General features: G+C 68.0%; 17 protein-coding genes. 7 read left to right on the forward strand and 10 right to left on the reverse strand.

Annotation, left to right across the window (positions count from 1 at the left end; genetic code table 11):
• Positions 1–92: 92 nt before the first annotated feature.
• Together EV666_RS12770 and ftsE are read right to left on the reverse strand one after the other, a co-directional pair.
• Positions 93–1,073: a cell division protein FtsX gene (locus tag EV666_RS12770; RefSeq protein ID WP_245514399.1), complete on the reverse strand. Its 981-nt coding sequence runs from the start codon at positions 1,071–1,073 to the stop codon at positions 93–95.
• A gap of 80 nt (positions 1,074–1,153) precedes the next feature.
• Positions 1,154–1,957: a cell division ATP-binding protein FtsE gene (gene ftsE / locus EV666_RS12775; protein WP_132008525.1), complete on the reverse strand. Its 804-nt coding sequence runs from the start codon at positions 1,955–1,957 to the stop codon at positions 1,154–1,156.
• Between the two features lie 513 nt (positions 1,958–2,470).
• Here ftsE and hpt point away from each other — a divergent pair.
• Positions 2,471–3,010, forward strand: a complete 540-nt coding sequence (gene hpt / locus EV666_RS12780) for a hypoxanthine phosphoribosyltransferase (RefSeq protein WP_132008527.1) — start codon at positions 2,471–2,473, stop codon at positions 3,008–3,010.
• 93 nt (positions 3,011–3,103) lie between these two features.
• Here hpt and EV666_RS12785 read toward each other — a convergent pair whose 3' ends face one another.
• The 4 genes from EV666_RS12785 to EV666_RS12800 form a co-directional block, all read right to left on the reverse strand.
• Entirely contained in the window at positions 3,104–3,628 is a 525-nt protein-coding gene (locus EV666_RS12785) for a TspO/MBR family protein (protein ID WP_245514400.1), read from the reverse strand.
• Between the two features lie 315 nt (positions 3,629–3,943).
• Complete coding sequence (locus tag EV666_RS12790) at positions 3,944–5,110, reverse strand: acetyl-CoA acetyltransferase (protein ID WP_132008529.1); 1,167 nt, start codon at positions 5,108–5,110, stop codon at positions 3,944–3,946.
• Between the two features lie 273 nt (positions 5,111–5,383).
• Positions 5,384–6,676 (reverse strand): OmpP1/FadL family transporter, encoded by a 1,293-nt coding sequence (locus EV666_RS12795; RefSeq protein ID WP_245514401.1) that lies wholly within the window; start codon positions 6,674–6,676, stop codon positions 5,384–5,386.
• A 227-nt stretch (positions 6,677–6,903) separates the two neighbouring features.
• On the reverse strand, positions 6,904–7,884 hold the full coding sequence (locus EV666_RS12800) for a DMT family transporter (protein ID WP_132008532.1): 981 nt from the start codon (positions 7,882–7,884) through the stop codon (positions 6,904–6,906).
• Positions 7,885–8,414: 530 nt separating this feature from the next.
• On the opposite strand from EV666_RS12800, the gene EV666_RS12805 reads away from it, so the two are divergent.
• Both EV666_RS12805 and EV666_RS12810 read left to right on the forward strand, forming a co-directional pair.
• Positions 8,415–9,818 carry a D-alanyl-D-alanine carboxypeptidase family protein gene (locus tag EV666_RS12805; protein WP_245514402.1) on the forward strand — a complete coding sequence of 468 codons (1,404 nt, stop codon included), beginning with the start codon at positions 8,415–8,417 and terminating at the stop codon, positions 9,816–9,818.
• A complete protein-coding gene (locus EV666_RS12810; protein ID WP_245514403.1) occupies positions 9,808–11,055 on the forward strand; it encodes a CobW family GTP-binding protein in 1,248 nt (415 codons plus the stop codon). The genes EV666_RS12805 and EV666_RS12810 overlap by 11 nt, the downstream gene beginning before the upstream one ends.
• Before the next feature lie 344 nt (positions 11,056–11,399).
• Here EV666_RS12810 and EV666_RS12815 read toward each other — a convergent pair whose 3' ends face one another.
• Complete coding sequence (locus EV666_RS12815) at positions 11,400–12,620, reverse strand: MFS transporter (protein ID WP_132008535.1); 1,221 nt, start codon at positions 12,618–12,620, stop codon at positions 11,400–11,402.
• Between the two features lie 297 nt (positions 12,621–12,917).
• On the opposite strand from EV666_RS12815, the gene EV666_RS12820 reads away from it, so the two are divergent.
• Both EV666_RS12820 and EV666_RS12825 read left to right on the forward strand, forming a co-directional pair.
• Positions 12,918–13,790: a DUF3108 domain-containing protein gene (locus tag EV666_RS12820; RefSeq protein WP_132008538.1), complete on the forward strand. Its 873-nt coding sequence runs from the start codon at positions 12,918–12,920 to the stop codon at positions 13,788–13,790.
• Between the two features lie 594 nt (positions 13,791–14,384).
• Positions 14,385–15,392 carry a hypothetical protein gene (locus EV666_RS12825; protein ID WP_132008541.1) on the forward strand — a complete coding sequence of 336 codons (1,008 nt, stop codon included), beginning with the start codon at positions 14,385–14,387 and terminating at the stop codon, positions 15,390–15,392.
• A gap of 186 nt (positions 15,393–15,578) precedes the next feature.
• Here EV666_RS12825 and EV666_RS12830 read toward each other — a convergent pair whose 3' ends face one another.
• Both EV666_RS12830 and arfB read right to left on the reverse strand, forming a co-directional pair.
• Positions 15,579–16,625, reverse strand: coding sequence for an MBL fold metallo-hydrolase (locus EV666_RS12830; protein WP_132008544.1), 1,047 nt, complete (start codon positions 16,623–16,625; stop codon positions 15,579–15,581).
• 322 nt (positions 16,626–16,947) lie between these two features.
• Positions 16,948–17,373: an alternative ribosome rescue aminoacyl-tRNA hydrolase ArfB gene (gene arfB, locus EV666_RS12835; RefSeq protein ID WP_132008547.1), complete on the reverse strand. Its 426-nt coding sequence runs from the start codon at positions 17,371–17,373 to the stop codon at positions 16,948–16,950.
• Positions 17,374–17,943: 570 nt separating this feature from the next.
• Between arfB and EV666_RS12840 the strand changes: the two genes are divergently transcribed.
• Positions 17,944–19,962 carry a transglycosylase domain-containing protein gene (locus EV666_RS12840; RefSeq protein WP_132008550.1) on the forward strand — a complete coding sequence of 673 codons (2,019 nt, stop codon included), beginning with the start codon at positions 17,944–17,946 and terminating at the stop codon, positions 19,960–19,962.
• Between the two features lie 269 nt (positions 19,963–20,231).
• Here EV666_RS12840 and EV666_RS12845 read toward each other — a convergent pair whose 3' ends face one another.
• Entirely contained in the window at positions 20,232–20,993 is a 762-nt protein-coding gene (locus EV666_RS12845; RefSeq protein ID WP_245514404.1) for a M48 family metallopeptidase, read from the reverse strand.
• 290 nt (positions 20,994–21,283) lie between these two features.
• On the opposite strand from EV666_RS12845, the gene EV666_RS12850 reads away from it, so the two are divergent.
• Entirely contained in the window at positions 21,284–22,603 is a 1,320-nt protein-coding gene (locus tag EV666_RS12850; protein WP_132008556.1) for an ActS/PrrB/RegB family redox-sensitive histidine kinase, read from the forward strand.
• Positions 22,604–22,823: the final 220 nt, after the last annotated feature.

Genomic DNA, 22,823 nt, shown 5'->3' on the forward strand with positions numbered 1-22,823 from the left:
GACCGAGAATGCGGCAGCGTGAAGGCAAATTGGTTAATTTATTGTTAATAATGGTATTTTTAAATCAATCGCTTGTCATATTACAGACAATATCACTCAAGTTCACGCAGATGCCGCGTGACTGTGATGCGCGACATGATCGCCGTCACTGCCGCGACAATGCCTGCAATTGCCAGCACCGCTGCGTAACCCTGCCAGCCAACTTCAAAGGCGCCGAACAGCGCTTCGAGCTGATCGCCGCCGGCGCCAGCCCGCCAGACGCCGGCCGCGACGCCAAGCGCCGCCACGAGGGCAAGGGCGGCGACGCCGCCGACGAGGCCGCCTTTCAGGCCAAGCCACAGGAAGCGGGACTGGAACTGGCGGGCGATGTAGCTGTCGTTGGCGCCGACGAAGTGCAGCACCTCGACAATCTCGCGGTTGCCGTCCATGGCGCCGCGCGTGGCGAACGCCACCGCCAGCGCCGCCGCGACCAGCACCAGCACCACCAGCACCACGCCAATGATCACCACCGTGCCCGCCATCGTGGCCAGGCGCGATATCCAGGCCTGGTGATCATCGAGACTGGCGGTGGGAACCTCCTGCAGGGCCTTGCGCAGCGCCGGCAGGTCCGGCTTCACGTCGCCGGAGAGGCGCAGCACGATGAGGCGCGGCACCGGCAATTCGGCGAAACCGAGCGAGCCGCCAAGCCACGGCTCCAGCAACCGCTCGGCCTCGCGACGGGAAAACACCCGCACGCTGGCGACGCCAGGGGCCGCCCGGGCGATCGCCGCGGCCCTGTCCACGTCGGCCTCGATATTGCGCTGCGCCACCGGACGCACCTGGATGGTCATTTCACGCGCCACGTCGGCGCGCCAGTCTGCCGAGGCGCGAGCCAGCAGCACGGCGGCGCAGGCCGTGAGGGCGGCGAGAAAAGTGAGAATGGCGATGACCGTCACCAGGGCCCGGCCGGCGATGGACCCGGCCGGAACCAGCGCCTGACCACGACTCAGGGCGACGGGAGCAGGGTCGCGCGACGACGCCGGCGGGGTTGCCGGAGGCGGATTGCGCAGGGTTGTGGAACGCTTGTCGTCCATGTCAGGTCCGCTCCGCCCGATAGCTGAACCTGGCGCCAGCGTCGCCGGCCACAACCCGCGCGCGATGGAAAATCCGGTGATCAGTCATAGATGTGCAGCCGCCCTTCCCCGAGCACCAGCCGGCGCGCATCCACCTGATCCATCAGTTGCAGATCGTGCGTGGCGATCAGCACCGAAGTGCCGAGGCGGTTCAGCTCGATGAACAGTCGCAGCAGACGCCGGCCGAGGCCAGGATCGACATTGCCCGTCGGCTCGTCGGCCAGCAACATCTCCGGCCGGACGATCAGGGCCCGGGCAATGGCGGCGCGCTGCTTCTCACCGCCAGACAACACGGGCGGCAGCACGTGCATGCGCTCGCCAAGCCCGACCCAGCGCAGCAGCTCCACCACCTCGGAGCGATAGGTCGCCTCCTCCCGCCCCTGCACCCGCAGCGGCAGGGCGACGTTCTCATAGGTGGTCAGGTGGTCGAGCAGGCGAAAATCCTGAAACACCACGCCCATGCGGCGGCGCAGGCCGGTCAGGGCCTCGCCGGAGATGTGCGACACGTCCTGGCCGAAAACGCTGATAAAGCCGCGCGTCGGCTTCAGCGCCAGCAGGATCAGGCGCATCAGCGTGGTCTTGCCGGCGCCAGACGGGCCGGTGAGGAACTGGAACGAGCCCGGCTCGATGGAGAAGGTCAGGTCGCGCAGCACTTCCGGTCCCATGCCGTAGCGCAGGCCCACATTCTCGAAATGCACGACGGCGGCCTGGCGCGCGGCGGCGCTGGCCTGGCGGGCGGCGCCAGCCTGACCAGCGCTGGCCTGGGCGGCGCCAGACGAAGCGGAAGACGTGTGCGCGCGACCCTCATGCCTTGCATCGTCACGCCCTGCATTCTGGCTTTTCATGTCGGTTCCGGCTTGAGGGGCAGGCAGGGCGGGCGGAGCGCCGGCCTGGACAGGGCGCGATTCTGACGGTTGGCCGGCGGGCGCGCAAGGCGTCCGCCTTCCTGAAGCATCGGAAAGGGGTAACCGCAGGCGCGGCGGGCTGGCGCGCCACAAGCAGTGGGGGCAGGATTGTGTTCAGATTGGGGAAATGTCCAGCGCCGATGCGCCCGCCCCCGTATTCCACATGCCGCCGCGGCGCGCGGCGCCATTGCCCTGTCGCCGCGCCGACACAAAGATAGGTGCATGTGCGGCGTGGCCGCGAATCACCGCCGCCGCCGCGACTGTCAGGCCGGCGCGATGGTGATTGCCGCTGGCTCGCGCCGCCCGGGCGCGCGCCGTCCGGGGACTGGCGCATCAGCTTTCTGGCTGAAAGGCGCCCCGGCCCGCCGGCGACCCCACGTGGGGATCGCGCAGGATGATGATCCGCCGCCTGACCGCGGCGCGTGATCCGGCGCGATCTGGAAGGAGAAATGAATGGTTATTCCGGCGGAAACGCGCATCCGCGTGCTGTTCGACGCGGCGACGATCGCGGCCCGCAATCGTGAGATCGCCGCGGAGGTCGCCGCGTCAAAACCGGTCAACCTGCTGGTGGCCCCGGTGCTCAAGGGCTCGTTCATGTTCGCGGCCGATCTGCTGCGCGAGCTGCACGCGGTCGGCCTCACGCCGCAGGTGGAGTTCCTGCAACTGTCGAGCTATGGCGCCGGCGTCAGTTCATCGGGCCAGGTAACCATGCTGCGCGACCTGGAAAGCAGCGTGAAGGGGCGCGACGTGCTGCTGGTCGATGATATTCTCGAATCAGGCCGCACCCTCGCCTACGCCAAGGATCTGCTGGTGGCCCGCGGCGCCCGCAGCGTGAAGTGCTGCGTGCTGCTGGAGAAGCCAACGAAACGCGCCGTGAACGTCACGCCGGACCTGGTGGGCTTTCACTGCCCGGATGTGTTCGTGGTCGGGTATGGCATGGACGTGGCGCACAGTTGCCGTGAACTGCCCTACGTCGGCGTCATCGAGAGCTGACGCGGGAGCAGCATCGCGCGCCCTCCACGCCCGCCCCATGGCGGGCGTTTGCATGCCAGGCGTTTACATGGCTGGCGCCGGGAACCGGCCGGATCAGCCGTTGAGCTTCCAGATGGAGAAGTTCAGCAGCGTCGCGAAAGCCACCCAGCCAAGCAGCGGAACCATGCAGAGCGCGGCGACCCTGTCGAGGCGGCGGAACACCGACACTGTCAGGACAATGAAAAACAGCTGGATGACGATATTCACCAGCCCGAGCAGCGGGCTGTGGGCGCCAAAGAACAGCCACGACCACGCGGCGTTGAGCGCCAGCTGGATGTAGAACAGCGTCACGCCGAGGCCCTTGCCCACCGTCTCCTTCGGCAGGTTCAGCACGCGCCAGATGGCGAAGGCCATCAGGGCGTACAGCAGCGTCCACACCGGCCCGAACACGGCGTTCGGCGGATTGAAATGCGGCTTGCGCAGACCCGCGTACCAGGGCTCCAGATTGGGAAACGTGGCGATCTGGCCAAGCACCAGGGTCAGCAGCACCGGCGCGATGGCGATGACATAAATCTTCCATGGCGCCATGGGCGGCTTCGCAGGGGTCTGGTTTGCGATCTGTCCGTCAGTTCCGCTCATGCGCCATCCGTCTCTGTTCGATTGCTGGCGATCGCCCGGGCCGTGGCGCCACGGGTCAGCGCCACGCCCCTGCTTCCGCGGACCGCTCTTCGCACGCGCCGGCGATTTCGCCAACCGCGGAACGACGCCGGCATGTCCCCCGGAAACAGCTGATGCCCCGGACGGGTTCCGGGGCATCAGCTGTTTTGACCGGCGCTGGCGCAGGAGACGTCGACACCCGCAACACGCGCGGGCGCGCCGCCCCAACCGGACGCAGGCCACAGGGGCCAGACCAGCCGGCGCGCCCTGAACGGACGCTTGCCGGCTGCTCCGTCTTCAGCGCTGGCGCTCGAGCACGCTCACGTAGTTGGCGACGGCGGCGCCGCCCATGTTGAAGATACCGGCGGTGGTGGCGCCGGGGATCTGGATGCCGCCAGCTTCGCCGGTAAGCTGCATGGCGCAAAGCGCGTGCATGGAGACGCCGGTGGCGCCGACCGGATGGCCCTTGGCCTTCAGGCCGCCCGAGGGGTTCACCGGCAGCTTGCCGTCCTTGTAGACCCAGCCCTCGTCAAGGGCGCGCTTGCCCTGACCTTCCGGCGTCAGGCCCATCGCTTCATATTCGATCAGCTCGGCGATGGTGAAGCAGTCGTGGGTTTCAACCAGCGACAGGTCGTCGATTTTCAGGCTGGCCTGATCGAGCGCCCGGCGCCACGCCTCGGTGCAGCCTTCAAACTTGAGGATGTCGCGTTTCGACATGGGCAGGAAGTCCTGCACATGGGCCATGCCGCGGAAGCCGACGGCGCGCTTCATGGTGCGGGCGGTCTCGCCATCGGCAATGATCACGGCGGCGGCGCCATCGGAAACCAGCGAGCAGTCGGTGCGCTTCAGCGGGCCGGCGACGTAGGGGTTTTTCTCGCTCTCGTTACGGCAGAAGTCGAAACCGAAATCCTTGCGCATCTGCGCATAGGGATTGTCGACGCCGTTCTTGTGATTCTTCGCCGCGATCTGGGCCAGGGCGTCGAACTGCTCGCCGTGACGCTCGAAATAGGCGTGGGCGATCTTGCCGAACACGCCGGCGAAACCGGCCTTGGTCTCGCCGTCTTCCTTCAGGTAGGAGGCGCGCAGCAGGTTCTTGCCGACCTGGGGCCCAGGCGTGGTGGTCATCTGCTCGACGCCGACGACGAGCACGATCTTGCCGGCTTTCGCCTGAATGGCCTTCACCGCCTGGTGCACGGCGGCCGAGCCGGTGCCGCAGGCGTTCTCAACGCGCACGGTCGGCTTGAAACGCAGATTGTCGTCGGCCTGGAGCACCAGCGAGGCGGTGAAGTCCTGCTCCGAGAAACCGGCGTTGAAGTGACCGAGATAGATTTCGTCGATGTCCTTCGGGCCGACGCCGGCGTGCTCCATCGCCTCGCGGGCCACGCGCACCACCAGACTCTCAACCGTCTCGGTGTCGAACTTGCCAAAGGGCGTGTGCGCCCAACCCACGATCGCAGCAGTCATCGTCTGTTCCTTGCATCATGCCCGGCGCGCCGGCCAGGTTCCCTGGCCCTGGTCAATAATGTGTATCTGCACGCATGGCGTTTCAACCGCACAATAGTGCGTTATCGGGACAATGGGAACGCGCCACGATCGCCCAGGTCGCAGTGACGGCGACGGGTTGGAAAAACCGCCTGAAACAGAAAAGCCCGGCGGTCAGGCCGCCGGGCGTCCGGGTAATGATCATGAGGACCGCGCCTGACGCGTCCGACGCCTGCCGTATCAGAACCTGCCGCGTCAGAAAATACTGGCCGGCGTGCCGAAGCGGTAATTGACGCCCAGCGAAACGATATCAACATGCGCCTTCGCCGAACCGACCCACGGCAGGCCGACGTATTGCGGGTGGCCGGGAACGATACGGATCGACGCCGGTTCGCCGAACAGGTGGGCGTAGGACACGTCGAGGCTCAGCGCGTCGTTCAGGCGCCAGCCGAGGCCGACGGACGCGGACAGGCGGTTGGTATCCGGCAGGCGCACGTCGCGCACGCGGTTGCTGACCGGCGACCATTCGTAACCGAGGCCGGCCCGCAGGGTGAGTTGCGGCGACCACGCATATTCAACGCCGGCCGAGGCCATGTAGCCGTCCTTGTAGGCGAAGGGCAGCGCTTCGGAGACGACGCCATTGATGCGCACCGGCACGTAGCCAAGCCGGCTCCAGTTGGTCCATTCGAAGCCCGCCAGGACCGTCCATTGCTCATTGAGCTTCTGGCGCACGCCGACGGTCAGGACTTCCGGCGTGTTAAGCGGCGCCTTCGCCTTCAGGCTGAGCGGACCGGCGCCGGGAATGAAGGGGCCGGTGGCGCTGCCCGTGACGTCCTGGTGGACGGCCGAGCGGAAGCCGATGCCGATGGTGGTGTTGGGCCCGGGCGTGATGGTGGCGCCCAGCATGTAACCGACGCCCCAGCCATCCGCATCCAGCGCCACGCCGGTGGCCGCCGGGGCGACGCCGGCGGCCTGGGTCAGGCGCACGTCCATGTACTGGGCGGTGACGCCAACGCCGAGGCTCAACCAGTCGGTGGCCTTGACGGCGATCATCGGCGACACCGACATGCCGAGCACCCGCGAGGTGCGGCCATAAACCTGGCCGGACCAGGTGTAGTCCGATTTGGTGGACAGGCCGAAAGGCGCGCCCGCCGACACGCCGATCCAGACCCGATCGTTGATCTGGTAGGCGGCGACGGAAGACGCCAGCACGCCGCTGAGGCCGATGTCGCGGCCAGGGCCAAGCGCCCAGGTCGGCGTGGCCGGGTCAGCGGTGATGTTGGCGTAGGGCGCGATGGCGGTGTAGCTGCTCGCGGTCGTAAAACCACCGAAGCCGGTGATGATCGCCGGGTTCCAGTAACCGGCGGACAGGCCGCCGCCGCCGGCGGCGACGCCGGCGAAGGACAGGCCAAGACCAGCGGCGCTCTGTTCGCGCAGGGCGAAGCCTCCGGCCATGGCGGCGCCAGAAGACGCGAGCATGACGCACCCGGCAAGCAGCGCGGCGCGAATGCGGAAGCGCCGATGCGCGGGCTGGCGGGTGTTCCTCATGGTCTGCATTCCCTGTTCAACTGACATATATGCGGGCGGGCGCGCAGGATGATCGCAGCGACCACAGACGACGCGCGGCTAGAGCCCGAACCTTGCGCGACCGTGCCGCCATGACGCAGGTGAAACAACTCACATATGGCGACTTGCGCACATTCGGCCGCTGGTGTTGCATCGCGATCAACATGGGACGCGCGAGTTGCCGTCTCCCGTCGCCCGGATGGCGATCCCTACCCCCAGGTCGCGAGCAGCGCGGCGACGCCAGCCACGATCATCGCCGCCCCGGCGATTTCCCGCAGACCCGGAGCTTCATGGAAAACGCGACGCGAAACGATCTGCGCGAACACCACCTCCAGCAAAGCGAGGGTGCGGACATTGGCGGCGCTGGTCAGCGAAAAGCCGATGAACCAGCACTGCGAGGCCAGCGCGCCCATCAGGCCGGCGGTCAGCGAGGCGCGCCAGACCCGCACGCTGCCCATGAACGCCGCACGGTCAAACAGGCCGAGCCAGAGGCCAAGCATCACGCATTGCAGCCCGAGGCTGGCGACCAGCGCCGTGGACGCGCGGATGACGAAGCCGCCGTCGCCCAGGGCGAGAATCGCGCCGCGGAACCACACCGACGACAGGGCGAACAGGGCGGCCGAGGCGACGCCGGCGCCAGGCGCCCGCCAGCCAGGGGGAAGCGCCCGCCAGCCAGGGGGAAGCGCCTGCCGGCCGGCGCCTGCCGCCGGATCTGGCCCGGCGAGAACCCGCGCCGCAGTTCCGCGCTGCGGCTTCAGCGACATGATGATGACGCCGGCGCTGGCGACGAGCACGCCTGCCCACGCCATCAGGCCCAGGTGGTCGCCAAGCACGATGACGCTGAACAGGGCGACCAGCACTGGCTCGGTTTTGGTGTAAGCGATGCCGGTGGCGAACGAACGCTGGCTGATGGCCCACAGCATCATGGCCGTGCCAAAAATCTGCGCGACGGCGCCGCCAAGGACGTAGAGGAAAAATATCAGGCCCGGCGCCGGCGGGGTTTCGCCGGTGACCAGCGTCACCACCGCGAGGAACAGGCAGGCGAACGGAAAACCGTAGATAAAGCGGACCTGGGTTGCTCCGGCCGCGCCAATCGCCCCCACCAGCGATCCCTGCATGGCGTTGCGCGCGGTCTGGGCGCCAGTAGCGGCGAGGGTCGCGGCGATCCAGATGGCGGGTCCGCTCAACATGCGTCTGGTCCTGTTCGGGTTTGGGCGATGCGTCCGGGTTTGGGCTATGCATCCGGTCTGGCCGGCGCGCCCGGCGCCGCCCGGCCTCCAGCCGCCGTGGCGCCCCATGCGCGGGGTCATGCGGGAGGAGCAGAAGGACCGGACATCAGCGCCCTGCCCTCGCCGCATTCAGCGGGTACCAGCCGGTTTCTTCCGGTAAATGGGTTCTCCCGCAAGGGTTTCGCTGACGATGCGGCCATGCGGAGCGCGCATGCCGGGCCGGCCTCCTCGCCCCCGCCGGCAACGGCGGCGGAAAACAGCGCGGGCGGCGGGACATTAACGCCGTCTTCTGTAATGATGCGCATGATGACGCATCCATACGCGCGACATGCGGTTTGCCGCGCGATATCCGGTTCGATCGCCCGCGCAGCCGACATGGCGGGCGGGGACCGCCGGCGGAAATTCAAACGAGCAGGCGCCTGGACATGAGCTCATACCAGAACCGACCGGCCGGCGAGGTCCATGCAACCAGCCGGGGAAAAGGACAGGCGATGAGGCGGCTCCAGCGCCCCGCCCTGCGTTCTGGCCAGCCTCCAGCCGTCTGGGCCCGGCTGCGTCGCGGCGGCGCGCTCCTGCTGGTGGCGCTGGCGGCCCTGCTGGGCGCCGCGCTTGCGCCGGCCGCGGCCGGCCCGGCGCTCGTCGCTGACCTCGACAGCGGCCGGGTGCTCTACGCCAGGCAGGCGACCGACCCGTGGTATCCGGCTTCCGTCACCAAGCTGATGACGGCCTATCTCACCCTGCACGCCCTGCGCTCCGGGCAATTGCGACCGGATTCGCCGCTCACCGTCAGCGCCCGCGCCGCCGCCGTGATTCCCTCGAAGATGGGTTTCAAACCCGGCGTTGAAGTCACCGTCGACAACGCGCTGAAGATGATGCTGGTGAAGTCCGCCAATGACATGGCGGTCGTACTGGCGGAAGGGGTTGGCGGCTCGGTGGAGAATTTCGCCGGGATGATGAACCAGGCCGCCGAGGAACTCGGCATGGGGCAAAGCCATTTCGTCAATCCCAATGGCCTGCCTGATCCCGGCAACAGGACCAGCGCCCGCGATCTGGCCGTTCTTGCCCGCACGATGCTGCGTCAGTTTCCCGAATACGCTCACTATTTCAGCATCGAGGCCGTGCAGCTGGGCAAGCGGGTGTTCAAGAACACCAATGGCCTGGTTGGCCGCTATCCGGGCGTCACCGGCATGAAAACCGGTTTCATCTGCTCCTCGGGCTTCAACGTCGTGGCGACGGCGGCGCGCGGCAACCGCCGCCTCCTCGTCGTGGTGCTGGGCGCCCATTCCGGCGTCGAGCGCACGCTGATCGCGGCGTCGCTGTTTGACCGGGGGTTCGCGGACAGCGGCTGGGGCGGCCCTGGAACCCTCGACACCTTGCCGCTGCCCACCAGCGCGGCGCCCCCTGACATGCGTGATTCCATCTGCGGCGCCGGTCGCGGCGCCCGCGGCGAGGAAGAGGCGGAAAACGCGCCGCAAAACGCCAGCCCGCTGTTCGCCCTGTTCAAGGGCGGCGCCAGCGACTGGGAAGCGCCGGTAGCCGGCCGCACCCTGCCGCCGCGCGCGGCGCTCGCCGCCATTCCGGTCTATGTGGGCCGTTATCCGGGCGCCCCCGCCACCGCGGTGGCCGCGCATCGCGGACGGGCGCAGAAGGGCGAAACCGCCAGCGCCTACGCCGCCGACGAGGAAACGTCGCCCGGCGCGAAGGCGCTGCAGAAGGTGAAGCGCCCGGCCGCCCGCAGGAACGCCAGCGCCCAGAAAGCGCCGGCGGAAACGAAGCAGAAGGCAGGCAAGACGGAACCCGGCGCGAAAAGCCAGGGCAAGAAGGCGGCGGATAAAAAGGCTCCCGCCAAAAAACCCGCCGGAAAAAACAGGAATGCCTCCAACAATGACGGCTGACGGCGCCAGGCCGGCAGGCCCGCCGCCCCCCCTGCCGCTCATCGTCATCACCGGCTTTCTCGGGGCCGGAAAGACCACCCTGCTCAACCGGCTGTTGCAGGACCCGGCGCTGGCTGACACCGTCGTCATCATCAATGAATTCGGCGACGTGGGCCTCGACCATCTGTTCGTGGAAGCGGCGGACGAAGGTCTGGTGACGCTGTCGGCCGGCTGCCTGTGCTGCACGGTGCGCGGCGATCTGGTGGCGACGCTGGAGGATCTGCTGCGCCGGCGCGACAATGGCCGCATCGCGCCGTTCCGTCGGGTGGTGATCGAAACCACCGGCCTCGCCGATCCGGCGCCCGTGTTGCAGGCGGTGCTGCGCCATCCCTACCTGCAGATGCGCTACGCCCTCGCTGGCGTGGTGACGCTGGTGGATGCGGTGAACGGCGCGGCGACGCTGGCCGCGCACCCGGAAGCGGTGAAGCAGGCGGCGGTGGCCGACCGGTTGCTGCTGACCAAGACCGACCTCGCCGCCGCCCCGGCCATCGCGGCGTTGCGCCAGGAGTTGCGCGCGCTCAATCCAACGGCCCGTCTGATCGACGTGCAGGCGGAAGACGTCGATGGCGCGCTGCTGGCCGGGCTCGGCCCCTTCGGCGTTGACGGCAAGATCGCCGACGTGCGGGCCTGGCTGGACGCCAGCGACGACCGGAGCGATCACGGGCATCACCATGACCATGACGCCTCCCGCCATGCGGGCCACGGACATGGACATGGACATGGGCGTCACGCCCATGTTGATGACGCGCATGGGCATGACCACGATCATCACGGGGCCCACGACCATCACGCCCACGACGTCAGCCGTCATGGGGCCGATATCCGCACGGTGGCGCTGGTCGAGGAGCGGGCGATACCGCGCGCTACGTTCGAGATGTTCACGGACCTGCTGCGCTCAGCCCACGGCCCCGACCTGCTGCGGGTGAAAGGCCTGGTGAAGCTGGCCGAGCATCCCGACCAGCCCGTGGTCATTCACGGCGTGCAGCACGTGTTCCACCCGCCGCAGACCCTGCCGGCGTGGCCGGACGCCGACCACCGCACCCGCATCGTCTTCATCGTGCGCGGCATGAGCGAAGACTTTTTGCAACGGATGTGGGGCGCCTTCACCGGCAAGCCGGCGGTTGACGCGCCGGATCGCGCCGCCCTGACCGACAATCCGCTGGCGCCGGCCGGCTTCCGTTTTTCCGGCGGGCGCTGATCCGGGTGGGCGCTGAATGGCAGGCGTCAATCTGGAAGGCTGATCTGGCGCCGGGCCATTCGCGGGGCGATGCGCCCTGGGCGTCAGGTCCGATGCCGCGACCGGATTATTCACAGCCGACAACCATCTCCCCTTCCTACACCACCTCCCCGTTCCACGCGGCCGGAGCTTCTCATCCGCGAAGCAACGCTTCCGGCAAGCGGTTGCGCCAGAACCATCGCGGCAAGACGCGGACGTCCGCGGCTCTCCCCAACGCGACTGGCGCGGCATGAGCCCCGCCCAATGTGTGGGCGCGCCTGCGGATCGACGGGCGCACGCGCATGGCCCCAGGCCGGCGACCGCCGTCAGCGGGCCAGCGCCGGCTTCTTTCCGCCGGTTTTCGGCAGGAACCAGACCAGCAGGCCGGCCAGGGGCAGGAACGAACAGATCTGGTAGACCACGCCGATGCTGGTGTGGTCGGCGACAACGCCGAGCAGCGCCGCGCCCAGGCCGCCCATGCCAAAGGCGAAGCCGAAGAACATCCCCGAGATCATGCCGACGCGACCAGGCATCAGCTCTTGGGCATAGACAACAATCGCCGGAAACGCCGAGGCGATGATGAAGCCGATGATCATGGTCAGCACAGGCGTCCAGGCCAGGCTCGCCCACGGCAGCAGCAGCGTGAACGGCGCGGCGCCGAGGATCGAGAACCAGATCACCGGCTTGCGGCCGAAGCGATCGCCCAGCGGGCCGCCGGCGATGGTGCCGGCCGCCACCGCCGCCAGATACAGGAACAGGTAAAGCTGCGCCTGCTGCACCGACAGGTGGAACCGGTCGATCAGGAAGAAGGTGTAATAGGTGCTGATCGAGGCGGTGTAGAAGAATTTCGAGAAGATCAGCACCCCCAGCACCACCAGCGCGGTGGTGAGCTGCCGGCGCGACACGGGACTCTGGCGCGACGGCTGCACGCCGCTGGCGCGGGTGCGGGCGACGTGGTCACGATACCAGCGGCCCACCATGTACAGCACGATGATCGCCAGCAGGGCCACCAGCGAGAACCAGGCGACGCTGTGCTGGCCCTGGGGCACGACGATGGCCGCCGCCAGCAGCGGCCCCATGGCCGTGCCGGCGTTGCCGCCAACCTGGAACATGGACTGCGCCAGACCGTGCCGGCCGCCGGACGCCATGCGCGCGACGCGCGAGGCTTCCGGGTGGAACACCGCCGAACCGAGGCCGACCAGCATCGCCGCGAGCAGCAGCACCGGATAGCTCCACGCCACCGACAGCAGCAGCAGGCCGACCAGGCTGGAGCCCATGCCGATGGCCAGCGAGAACGGGCTCGGCTTTTTATCGGTATAGATGCCGACCAGCGGCTGGATCAGGGACGAAACGGCGTAGAAACACAGGGTGATCATGCCGATCTGGGCGAAATCGAGATGGAATTCCCGTTTGAGCACCGGGTAGATCGCTGGCAGCACAGACTGGATCAGGTCGTTGAGCAGATGCGACAGGCTGATGGCGCCCAGCACCTGAAACGTGGTGCGCTCGGCCGCGGTCTGGCCGGCATTCTCGGTGGTGACGCTCACGGTCGGCTCCTGCCCTCTTGTCCAGCCTGGTGTCGCCGGATTGAAAGGGATGCGCAGATCACGCGCCTGTTTTCAATTGCTTGCCGCGCGTCCAGCGACTTTGCATGGCTGAACTGCATGCGGCGCATTCCTGAACGCCGCCCCTGCCTGTCATCCGCCGCGCTGGCGCGCGCCGGCTATGGCGGGTCACAAAAAGATACGGTTTGTTCACCATAAAGGCCGATCCTGGAACGGCTTTCCGTCATTGTCGCCGGCTGCGCCTGGCCGCACGGACGCCCAACCGATGGCTTGATCCTGATGCGCAAACAATTCCTCTTCGCCACGCGGCGCGTCCTTGTCGCCGGCCTGATCAGCGGCGCCTTCGCCGGCCTGGGCTGGAGCGCCCCCGCCGCCGCGGGGCCGGCGACAGGGGGCGGCTCCTTCGCCGCCAGCTACGCCCTGACGCTTGCTGGGGTCAGCATCGGCGCGGCGAGCCTCGCCGCGAAAATCGACAATAGCGGCGCATATGCCCTCGACATGCACGCCAAGCTGACGGGCCTTGCGGGCGTGCTGGTCAGCGGCAAGGGCGGCGCCCGGGCCACCGGCGTGATCAATGGCGATCGCGCCATCCCCGCCTCGCTCGCCGTCATCGCGTCCACCGCCAGCGACAAACGCACCCTGCGCATGTCCTTCGCCGGCGGCGCCGTCAGCGCCATCGAAATCAACCCCCCGCTGGAAGACTGGGACCGGCCCGATCGCATTCCCGTCGCGGCCAGCCACCGCCAGTCCGTCATCGACCCGCTCAGCGCCCTGCTGATGCCGGCGCCTGGCAAGAGCCTGGCCGACGCCTGCAACCGCACCATTCCCGTATTCGACGGCGCGACGCGATTCGACGTGGTGCTGCGCTACAAGGGAACCACGACGATCAGCCAGGGCGGCTATACGGGACCGGCCGCCACCTGCTCCGCGCGCTACGCGCCGGTGGCCGGCCACCGCCCGCTCCGCTCGATGACGAAGTTCATGGTGGAGAACACCGACATGGGCGTTACGCTCATCCCGGTCGGCGACACCGGTATTTACGCGCCGTGGCGCATCCATGTGCGCACCACGCTGGGCATGTCGATGCTGCAGGCGACCAGGGTTCGCATCGAAGGCCTGCAGGCTGTCGCGTCCCGGCGGGATAAAAAATAAAATGGCAGTTGATTTGGGACACGCTTAAAGCCAAGCTTGCGCCATTCACAATGAATTGACCTTCGCGCCGCGCGGGAGGGAGGCCTGGGGCTTGCCAAGCTGGCCAACTGGACCGCAAGCGTAGCAGCAAATATCAGGAAATCGCCGCGCGAATAACCGGTTCTGGCGGCTTGCGGCGGCGGAGAATGGCCGGCGCGGCCTGTTTCCGGCGATGACGCACGGCGGCGTCAGGTGGTTTTACGGCGCGCCGGCTGGCGGGCGATATTACGGGACCGACTGCCGACGCGGTCCGGACATGGATTTTGCAAAGGGCGCCCCGCAGACTGGAAGGGGCGACGCCTTTGCGACAAGGTAAAGACGGACCGGCTGGCGGCGGCCAGGGAGAGCCAACCCGACGACGCCGGGAGCGACACGGTTCAGGTTGATTCCAGGGCGGCGTCGCCATGGTGGAGCACGAATGCGACCTTTTCTCTTGCCTGCCCGGCTTCTCTCGCCTGCCCGGACATCATGCGTCGCCACCGGGACATCAGCGCGGCGGCGGGCGGCGGGCTGGGCATGGGGAAGGCTCGCGATCCCGATGGTGGGCGTACATTCATGAATCCTGTCGCCCGCTATCGGGACCGGGTGACGTCGCCGGTCGGACAGTTTGTGGTCGCGGCGGCGCTGGCGATTATTCCAACGCTTCCACAACTCTATCTGGCGACGTCGCTGATCGGGGCGCCGATCATGGCCTACATGCCGGCGACCGCGCTGGCGCGCCATCTGGCCGGGCGCTGGTCCGGCGTGTTCGTCGCCATCGTTGGTTCGCTGGTCTGCGCCTCATTGGTTTTCACGCCCCCATGGAATTTCACCCTTGGCCACACGGTGCAGGGCTATTTCATGCTGGGTCTGTTCATCGTCAGCGTTGGCGCCATTCTGCTGCTGTATGAGGATCGCGGAGAACCCGCGCCGGACCTGGCGGGAACGCGGTTCGCCGCGCCCGGCGCGACACGCGGCGACTACCCGACCGGCCAGTCCCGGCCAACCGTCACCATCGCCCTGCACGCGCTCAATTCCTGGATCCAGAAGAACGTTTCGGCCACGGGCCGTTCGCTGCGGCTTTACCGGCGCGGCGCCGCGCCCGCCCACATTCTCGCGGCTCCCGGCATCGAGGAGCGCCGCGCGGCCATGCGCAGCATCCATTCCATCATCGGCCGCCTGCCGTTCGATGAGGAGCGGGCGCCAGATTTGCTGGAGCGGGTCGCGCGGATGACCCTGGCGGACGCCAGCGGCGGGCGGGTCAGCCTCGACATCGTGTCCCCCTGGGCGTTCCGGCCGCTGCACGAGCATCAGGTGCACGCTTACATCATGGTGGCGGAGCTGTTGTGGGAGCTGGCGCTCGCCATCCCGGACGGCGGCGCGATCCGCATTGTCGTCCAGAACGCCGGGGAGGACGCGGCGATCCGCCTGCAGATCACCGAAGGCATGCTGGTGCGCGACAACCGCACCCACTACATCAGCACCATGGCCACGACCATCGTGCACAAGATGGCGCGCGACATCGGCGCCCGTTACGAGCGCGTCAGTGAGAGTGAACGCGTGCTGATGATCCCCGTCACCTGACCGGCTGAAGCGCCGGCCATTCCGGCGCCTGCGCCGTCACTCGGGCAGCCCGGGCTTCCGGGTCTTCCGGGTCTTCCGGGCAGCCGGCCTCCGGAACACCAGATCGCAAGGCGTTGGCGTGTCGCGAACCGCGTCAGGCGCGGGTCCATCCGCCCGCGCCTGAAACCGGAAGCCGGCGTCGCGCGATCAGACGGCCGCCAGCCGGCGAACGCCATCGGCCGCGGGCATCCAGCGCAACTGGTCGCGATCAACCAGATAGTTCACGTGCGCCAGCACCTCGCTGAAGGCAAAACTGAGCTGGTGCGGATCGAGTTCGCGCGGAAACATCACCGGCACCAGCTCCGAGGCCGAATGCGGCGCGACGCGGCAGGCCTCGACAAGCTGGGCGCAGCGGTGGGCATGATGCTCCTCCAGCGCCTGCAGGCGCAGGTGCAGGCCGCGGAACGGCAGGTTGTGGCCTGGCAGCACGAGGGCGTCGGCGTCGATCTGGCCCTGCAATTCGCGCAACGACCGGCGGTAGAGCCCCAGCGGGTCGCCTTCCGGCTCCATGGCCCAGACGCTGACGTTGGGCGAAATCTTGGCCAGCACCTGGTCGGCGCCGATGAACAGGTTCTCGGCCCGGCAATACAGCATCACCTGCTCGGACGAATGGCCGCCGCCGGTGTAAATCTCGAACTCCCGGTCGCCGATGCGCAGGCGTTCGCCGTGCGCCAGCCGGCGGAAGGTGTGCGGCAGCGGCGTCACCATGCGCAGATAGCCATGTCCCTGGCGCAGCACGATCTCGGTCGCCTCGGCGCTCAGACCATGATCCACATAGAACTGGCGGAACGGCCCCTCGGCCATCTGGTCCGGGTTGAGGGCGATGTAGTGCCCTTCCAGATATTCCGCCTGACTCATCAGCAGCTTGAGATTGTAACGCTCGCACAGCCAGCCGGCGAGGCCGATGTGATCAGGATGGTGATGCGAGATGATCAGCCGGGTCAGCGGCCGGCCGGCCAGCGGCCCGTCCAGCAGCGCCTGCCACTGCTCGCGGGTGCTGTCGGTGGCGATGCCGCAATCGAAGGCGGCCCAGCCATCGCCATCGGCGATGAAATAGACGTTGACGTGGTTCAGGCTGAACGGCAACGCGAACCGCGCCCACAGCAGGCCAGGCGCAACCTCCACCGTCTGCCCCGGCGCCGGGGGCTGAAGAAAGGGAAAGGTCAGGAGCGGTTCATGCTGCTGGAGGTCCATCGATTGTCCGTTTCCGTTATTTCTTGTTGCTTCGGGCAGGCCGGCCGGCTGGCGACCATGCATACCTTGCCTCGTTTCGATACGCGCGCGTCACGCAGGGGGCGGCCGCCCTGCCCGATCGGCCCGGAGATTTTTCGCCGGGCGAAAACCGCGCCAGGAGAAACCGGGCTTCAAGGTTACGGAGAGAGCCGGGCGCCGGGTAGTCCGTCAATGGCATGATGGATCGATCCGGCCACCGCTGGCTGCATGGCGCTGCCGCCGGCCATGAGCGTTCCGCATGCGCTTCCGAAACGGTGGATGCTGAATGTCGCAGGCGGACGGCTCAGTCGTCATGGCCGGGCCGGGCGCGGCCGCTTTTGACGCCGGCGCGGCGGGATTTGGCGTCGAGCCGGCGGCGCTGCGAGGCGCGGGTGGGCCGTGTGGGCCGTCGTGGCGGCGGCGGCGGCTCCGCCGCCGTGCGAATCATTGCCGCCAGCCGCTCGCGCGCATCGGCGCGATTGCGCTCCTGGATGCGAAAACGGTTGGCCTTGATGACGATCACCCCGTCCCGGGTCGCCAGATGACTGGCGACCTGCAACAGCCGCTCGATCACGGCGGGCCGGAGCGAAGGAGAATTGCGGGCGTCGAACCGCAGCTCCACCGCGGTCGCCACCTTGTTGACGTTCTGGCCGCCGGCGCCGCCGGCAAGAATGAACCGTTCGGTCAGTTCGCCGGCGTCGATGACGATCCTGTCAGTTACGTGAAGCATGCCGGATCATCCGCGCGGGTCAGGGGTTATCCAGGGAAAAACGGCGGGCGGCCGTATCCGTTCCGCCGGCGCCGCCAACTGTCCAGGCGCGGCGCCTGGGCCGGCGAGAAAAGGTTTCCACACGCCGTCCGGGGTTAAGACCCCCTTAAACCGCCACATTTACCATCACAATACAGGGACAGGAATCCCGTTACGGGATCAGTGCGTCACGCCTGGGACGGGCGCGCTTCACGATATTCCTGTCGCTTCTGGATCCAACGGCACATGGCGTTTTCTGACGGCCCGAACAACAGGCAAGAACCCCGTTTCGGCCCCCCAGCCAACCAGGACGACGGCTCCCGGGACGCCCACGAGACGACAACGCACCCAGCAGGCGCGACCGATACGCCCGCGACGGCCGGCGAGATTCATATTGACGCCGCTGACAGCTGGCGCCGGACCGGCGCCGGCGCTGTCGGCGGCACCCCGGCTTCCCGGTCCCAGCGCCGGCGCGAGCCTTCGTTTGACGACGGGGCCAGCCCGGCCCCACGGCAGTCCGCGTCCGGGTTCGCCCCCGCGGCGACGGAGCGGATGACCGGCGATGCGGGAGCAGGGAAGCGCGTGGCCAGAGGCGGACAAAAAAGCGGACGCAAGAGCAGGGCGCCGCGCGGCAAGGCGCCCCGGGCGCGACGCTCGCGGTCGTTTATCGGCCACCTGTTCCGCCTGGGCTTCAGCCTGGCGATTATCGCCATGCTCGGCCTCGCCGGCGTCATCGGCTATCACTTCTCGCTGCTGCCGCCCATGGACCAGCTCACCGTGCCCAAACGCGCGCCCAACGTCGCCATTCTGGCGGCGGACGGCTCGCTGATCGCCAACAAGGGCGACATGGGCGGCCGCGAGGTGAGGCTGAAGGAGCTGCCGCCGTATCTGCCGAAAGCCTTCGTGGCGATCGAGGACCGGCGCTTCTATGAACATTATGGCGTGGACCCGGCGGGCGTGGCGCGCGCCCTGCTGCGCAACGTGTCGGCCGGCGGCGTGTCGCAGGGCGGCTCGACCCTGACCCAGCAGCTGGCGAAGAACCTGTTCCTCACCCAGGAACGGACCATGTCGCGCAAGATCCAGGAGCTGATCCTCTCGGTCTGGCTTGAGCGCAAGTTCAGCAAGGACCAGATTCTCGAGCTGTATCTCAACCGGGTGTATTTCGGCGCGGGCGCCTATGGCGTCGAGGCCGCCGCGCACCGCTATTTCGGCAAGGACGCCCGGGACGTGACCATCGCCGAAGCGGCGATGCTCGCCGGCCTCGTGCAGGCGCCGGCGCGGCTGGCGCCAACGCGTAATCCCGAAGGCGCCCAGGCGCGGGCCCAGCTCGTGCTGACCGCCATGGCCAACGAGAAGTTCATCACCGAGCAGCAGGCCAAGGGCGCGATCATGACCCCGGCGACGGCGGTGAAGCCAGGCGGAACCCGCTCCGCCAACTACGCCGCCGACTTCGTGATGGACGTGCTGGACGATTTCGTCGGCAAGATCGAGCAGGACGTGCAGGTGCGCACCACCATCGACATGCCGCTGCAAATGTCCGCCGAAGCGGCCCTCAACGATGAGCTCAGCAAGCAGGGCGCGAAGCTGGGCGCTCATCAGGGGGCCGTCGTCACCCTCGCCTCCGACGGCGCGCTCAAGGCGCTTGTGGGCGGGCGCAGCTACGCCGCGAGCCAGTTCAACCGCGCCACCAACGCCCGGCGCCAGCCCGGCTCCGCCTTCAAGCCCTTTGTCTATCTCACCGCCATCGAGCACGGCGTCACGCCCGACGCGGTGCGCGAGGACGGCCCTGTCTCGGCGGGCGGCTGGTCACCGTCCAACTATTCGCGCCGCTTCTCTGGCCCCATGACCCTGCTGACGGCCATGGCGCACTCCATCAACACCATTCCGGTGAAGCTGACCCTGGAGCTGGGGCCGAAAGCGGTGGTGCGCACGGCCCAGCGCCTCGGCATCACCTCGCCGCTGCAGCCCAACGCCTCGATCGCGCTCGGCACGTCGGAAGTAACGCCGATCGAGCTGACGGCCGCCTTCGCCGCCTTTTCCAACGGCGGCATCGGCGTCATCCCCTATGTGATCGAGTCGGTGCAGACCACGGACGGAAAATCGCTGTACAAGCGGATGCCGAACAGTCTTGGCCCGGTGATCACGCCAAAGAACGAGGGCATGATCAACGCCATGCTGCGCCAGGTGGCAACCAGCGGCACCGGCAGCAAGGCGAAGCTGCCCGGCTGGGAAATCGGCGCCAAGACCGGCACCACCCAGGATTTCCGCGACGCCTGGTTCATGGGCTTCACCAACCAGCTTGTCACCAGCGTCTGGATCGGCAACGACGACAACAGCTCGATGAAGAAGGTGACCGGCGGCTCGCTGCCGCTCGACGTCTGGAACCGGGTGATGCAGGTCGCCTCGCGTAACCTCAAGCCGGGGCCGCTGCCCGGTATCCCCTGGACGCCAGCGCCAGCCCCGGCCGCGGGCTGGGCCAGCGCCCAGCAGCAGGGCGAGGGCGGCCAGGCGCCGCAACCACAGCCGCAGCGCCGGGAGCCAAACTTCTTTGAACGGCTGTTCGGCGGCTAGGGCGTGTTCACGAAAAGCCGACACCACTTTTTGTGAAAAAACAAACTTCGGCAAAAAAGCGTCCGGCAACACGCGCTTTCTGTGAGGGGGCGTCGAAGCGACGTCAGGCCCCCGTGGCCGCGCCACCCTACAGCCGGGGCGTGCGTCGGTGGGCGGTGGCGTGCGTTATGGCGGGCCGCGCAGCCGCGTTTGCGCCGTGGGGAGCCCGACCGTCGCACCGGCCTGAGGCATCCGTCACGCGCGCCCATCGCGCATGGCGCGCCCCCGCGTCAGACAGCCGGCCGGACCGCTTCGCCCGTCCCCGCTCCCGCGTCATCGCCGTCGCCGCCCACGCCGTAACGGTGCAGGCTGGCGCCGTGGGCTTTCAGCCACGCCTCCGCCTCGTCGGTCCCCGGGCAGAGATTATAGACCAGCGCCCAGAAACGTTCGGAGTGGTTCATTTCACGCAGGTGGCACACCTCATGGGCCGCAAGATAGTCGAGCACCGCGGGCGGCGCCATGATCAGCCGCCATGAGAAGTTGAGCCGCCCCGCCGCCGTGCAGGAGCCCCAACGGGTGCGCTGGTCGCGCAGGGTGATGCTGCGCGCCCGCACGCCAAGGGTCCGCGAATGGCGCGTCACCGCCTGCTCCAGGTCCCGCGCCGCCTCGCGCCGGAGGAAATCCTGCACCCGGCGCGGCGTATGGCGCGGATCGCCGCCAACCAGAATCATCATGCCGCCATCCGGGTGCGGCGCGATCACGGGAACGGCCCGTGCGCTGGCCTGCCAGACAATCGGATGCGGCGCGCCCCGCACCAGCGCGATGGCGCCTGGCCTGAATTCGATGCGCTTCGGCACGCGGCGCAGGCGGGCCGCAATCCACTCGCCGTGCGATTCGGCGAAGCGGACAGCCGCCCGCACGTCGCCGCGCGGCGGCATGGTCAAGGTCGCTTCGCCAGTAACCTGGGACACGCGCAAGGTGAAACGCCGGGCGTCGTGGCGGCGACGAAGAATCACCTGAAAAATTTCTTCGCCCGAACGAACCGAAACCATATGATTTTCAGAAGCGCTTCGTCGAAAAAGCCGCATCAGCATCAACTGCCATTTATATTGTTTCAACAATTGGGCAAGCCGTAGCATCACATATTTGTGATATGAAGAAAAGCACAATAATTGCGGTGGCCCCACCCCGGCGCGTCACGATTCGGCCTGCGCCAGCCCCTCAGCTCAACCATCACCATTTCGCCGCCGGCGCGGATCGGCCATATTGACGCAGATGCGCGCGCCATCCGCAATCACCCCATGCGTTGCCGGCAGGCGCCGCAGCCAGCCCGGAACCCGCCATGCCGCCAGAATATGACCTGTCGACCGCCGCCTCGCCGGCCGGCCTGCGTCTTGACACCCTCGTGCGGCTTCGCTGGCTCGCGGTCATCGGCCAGAGCGTGGCGGTGGCCGGCGTGCACTTCGGCCTCGGTTTCTCACTGCCGTTTGGCCTGTGCTTCCTGCTCATCGCTGTCTCGGCGTGGCTGAACATCGCCCTGCGCATCCGCTACCCCATGAGCCACCGGCTGAGCCTGTGGCCGGCCACCGGCCTGCTGGCCTATGACCTGACCCAGCTGGCCGGCCTGCTGTACCTCACGGGCGGCCTGCAAAACCCCTTCGCCATCCTGTTCCTCGCGCCGGTGCTGATCTCGGCCACCTCGCTGCCGCCGCGCGTCACCATGGCGCTGGGGGCGCTGTCGGCGCTCTACGCCACGGCGCTGATCTTCTGGCGACGTCCGCTGCCCTGGACGCCGGGGGAGACGCTGGAGTTGCCGTTCGTCTACATCATTGGCATCTGGGCGGCGATCACCCTCGGCATCGCCTTCACCGCCATCTACGCCTGGCGCGTGGCCGATGAGGCGCGGTCGCTGGCCCAGGCGCTATCCGCCACCGAGTTCGTGCTGGCCCGCGAGCAGCACCTGACCCAGCTCGACGGCCTCGCCGCCGCCGCCGCGCACGAACTGGGCACGCCGCTCGCCACCATCACCCTGGTCACCAAGGAAATGGCCCGGGAAGCCCCGCCGGACAGCCCGCTGGCCGAGGACATCGCCCTGCTGCGCGAGCAGGTGGAGCGTTGCCGGGGCATTCTCGGCAAGCTGACGTCGCTGGGGGCCGGCGGCGACGCCGGACCGCTGGAGCAACTCACTCTCAGTCACCTTGTCGAGGAGGTCGCCGGTCCGCAGCGGCCGTTTGGCGTGCCGATCACGGTGACCCGCGACGGGCTCGACCCGGAACCGGTCTGCCGGCGCAACCCCGGCGTGATCTACGGGCTTGGCAATATTGTCGACAACGCCGTCGACTTCGCCCGCAATGCGGTCGCCATCGAGGAGCGCTGGAACGACCAGTTCGTGGAAATCGTCGTGCGGGACGACGGCCCCGGCTTTGCCCCGGACGTGCTTTTGCGCATCGGCGAGCCTTACGTCACCACGCGCGGCGCCGGGCAGCGCCACGCGGACGAGCCGGCCAGCGGCCTCGGCCTCGGCCTGTTCATCGCCCGCAGCCTCATTGAGCGCACGGGCGCTGTCATCACCACGTCCAACGCGCCGCCGCCGGCGACTGGCGCGGTCATCACCATCCGCTGGCCGCGTCCGGCCTTTGAGCGGGACGTGGGAACGGGCTGACGTTGCGTCCGTCTGACCAGACTGTGACCATTTGGTACACTTTGCGGACAAAATGATCTAAAAGAGGGATGGTGGAGATGCACCGGCGCGGTGGACGCCCGATCGTGGGCGGGCAAAGCCCGCAATGCCCCTGCGCCGCCGGCGCGCGAAACGGCCGGGCGGCCAGGCAGCCGGCGCACATGTGAGCAGGGGGCCAGCGCGCCTCCCCCGTCTCACGGAA

Source organism: Camelimonas lactis (genome assembly GCF_004342915.1).
Lineage (GTDB): Bacteria > Pseudomonadota > Alphaproteobacteria > Rhizobiales > Beijerinckiaceae > Camelimonas > Camelimonas lactis.

Coding starts and splice junctions, on each gene's coding strand:
- EV666_RS12825 (WP_132008541.1), top strand. CDS start 14,385: ATGAATCCTGTCGCCCGCTATCGGGACCGGGTGACGTCGCCGGTCGGA.
- EV666_RS12820 (WP_132008538.1), top strand. CDS start 12,918: ATGCGCAAACAATTCCTCTTCGCCACGCGGCGCGTCCTTGTCGCCGGC.
- EV666_RS12795 (WP_245514401.1), bottom strand. CDS start 6,676: ATGAGGAACACCCGCCAGCCCGCGCATCGGCGCTTCCGCATTCGCGCC.
- ftsE (WP_132008525.1), bottom strand. CDS start 1,957: ATGAAAAGCCAGAATGCAGGGCGTGACGATGCAAGGCATGAGGGTCGC.
- EV666_RS12830 (WP_132008544.1), bottom strand. CDS start 16,625: ATGGACCTCCAGCAGCATGAACCGCTCCTGACCTTTCCCTTTCTTCAG.
- EV666_RS12800 (WP_132008532.1), bottom strand. CDS start 7,884: ATGTTGAGCGGACCCGCCATCTGGATCGCCGCGACCCTCGCCGCTACT.
- EV666_RS12805 (WP_245514402.1), top strand. CDS start 8,415: ATGAGGCGGCTCCAGCGCCCCGCCCTGCGTTCTGGCCAGCCTCCAGCC.
- EV666_RS12770 (WP_245514399.1), bottom strand. CDS start 1,073: ATGGACGACAAGCGTTCCACAACCCTGCGCAATCCGCCTCCGGCAACC.
- EV666_RS12845 (WP_245514404.1), bottom strand. CDS start 20,993: ATGGTTTCGGTTCGTTCGGGCGAAGAAATTTTTCAGGTGATTCTTCGT.
- EV666_RS12810 (WP_245514403.1), top strand. CDS start 9,808: ATGACGGCTGACGGCGCCAGGCCGGCAGGCCCGCCGCCCCCCCTGCCG.
- EV666_RS12840 (WP_132008550.1), top strand. CDS start 17,944: ATGACCGGCGATGCGGGAGCAGGGAAGCGCGTGGCCAGAGGCGGACAA.
- EV666_RS12785 (WP_245514400.1), bottom strand. CDS start 3,628: ATGAGCGGAACTGACGGACAGATCGCAAACCAGACCCCTGCGAAGCCG.
- EV666_RS12850 (WP_132008556.1), top strand. CDS start 21,284: ATGCCGCCAGAATATGACCTGTCGACCGCCGCCTCGCCGGCCGGCCTG.
- EV666_RS12790 (WP_132008529.1), bottom strand. CDS start 5,110: ATGACTGCTGCGATCGTGGGTTGGGCGCACACGCCCTTTGGCAAGTTC.
- arfB (WP_132008547.1), bottom strand. CDS start 17,373: ATGCTTCACGTAACTGACAGGATCGTCATCGACGCCGGCGAACTGACC.
- hpt (WP_132008527.1), top strand. CDS start 2,471: ATGGTTATTCCGGCGGAAACGCGCATCCGCGTGCTGTTCGACGCGGCG.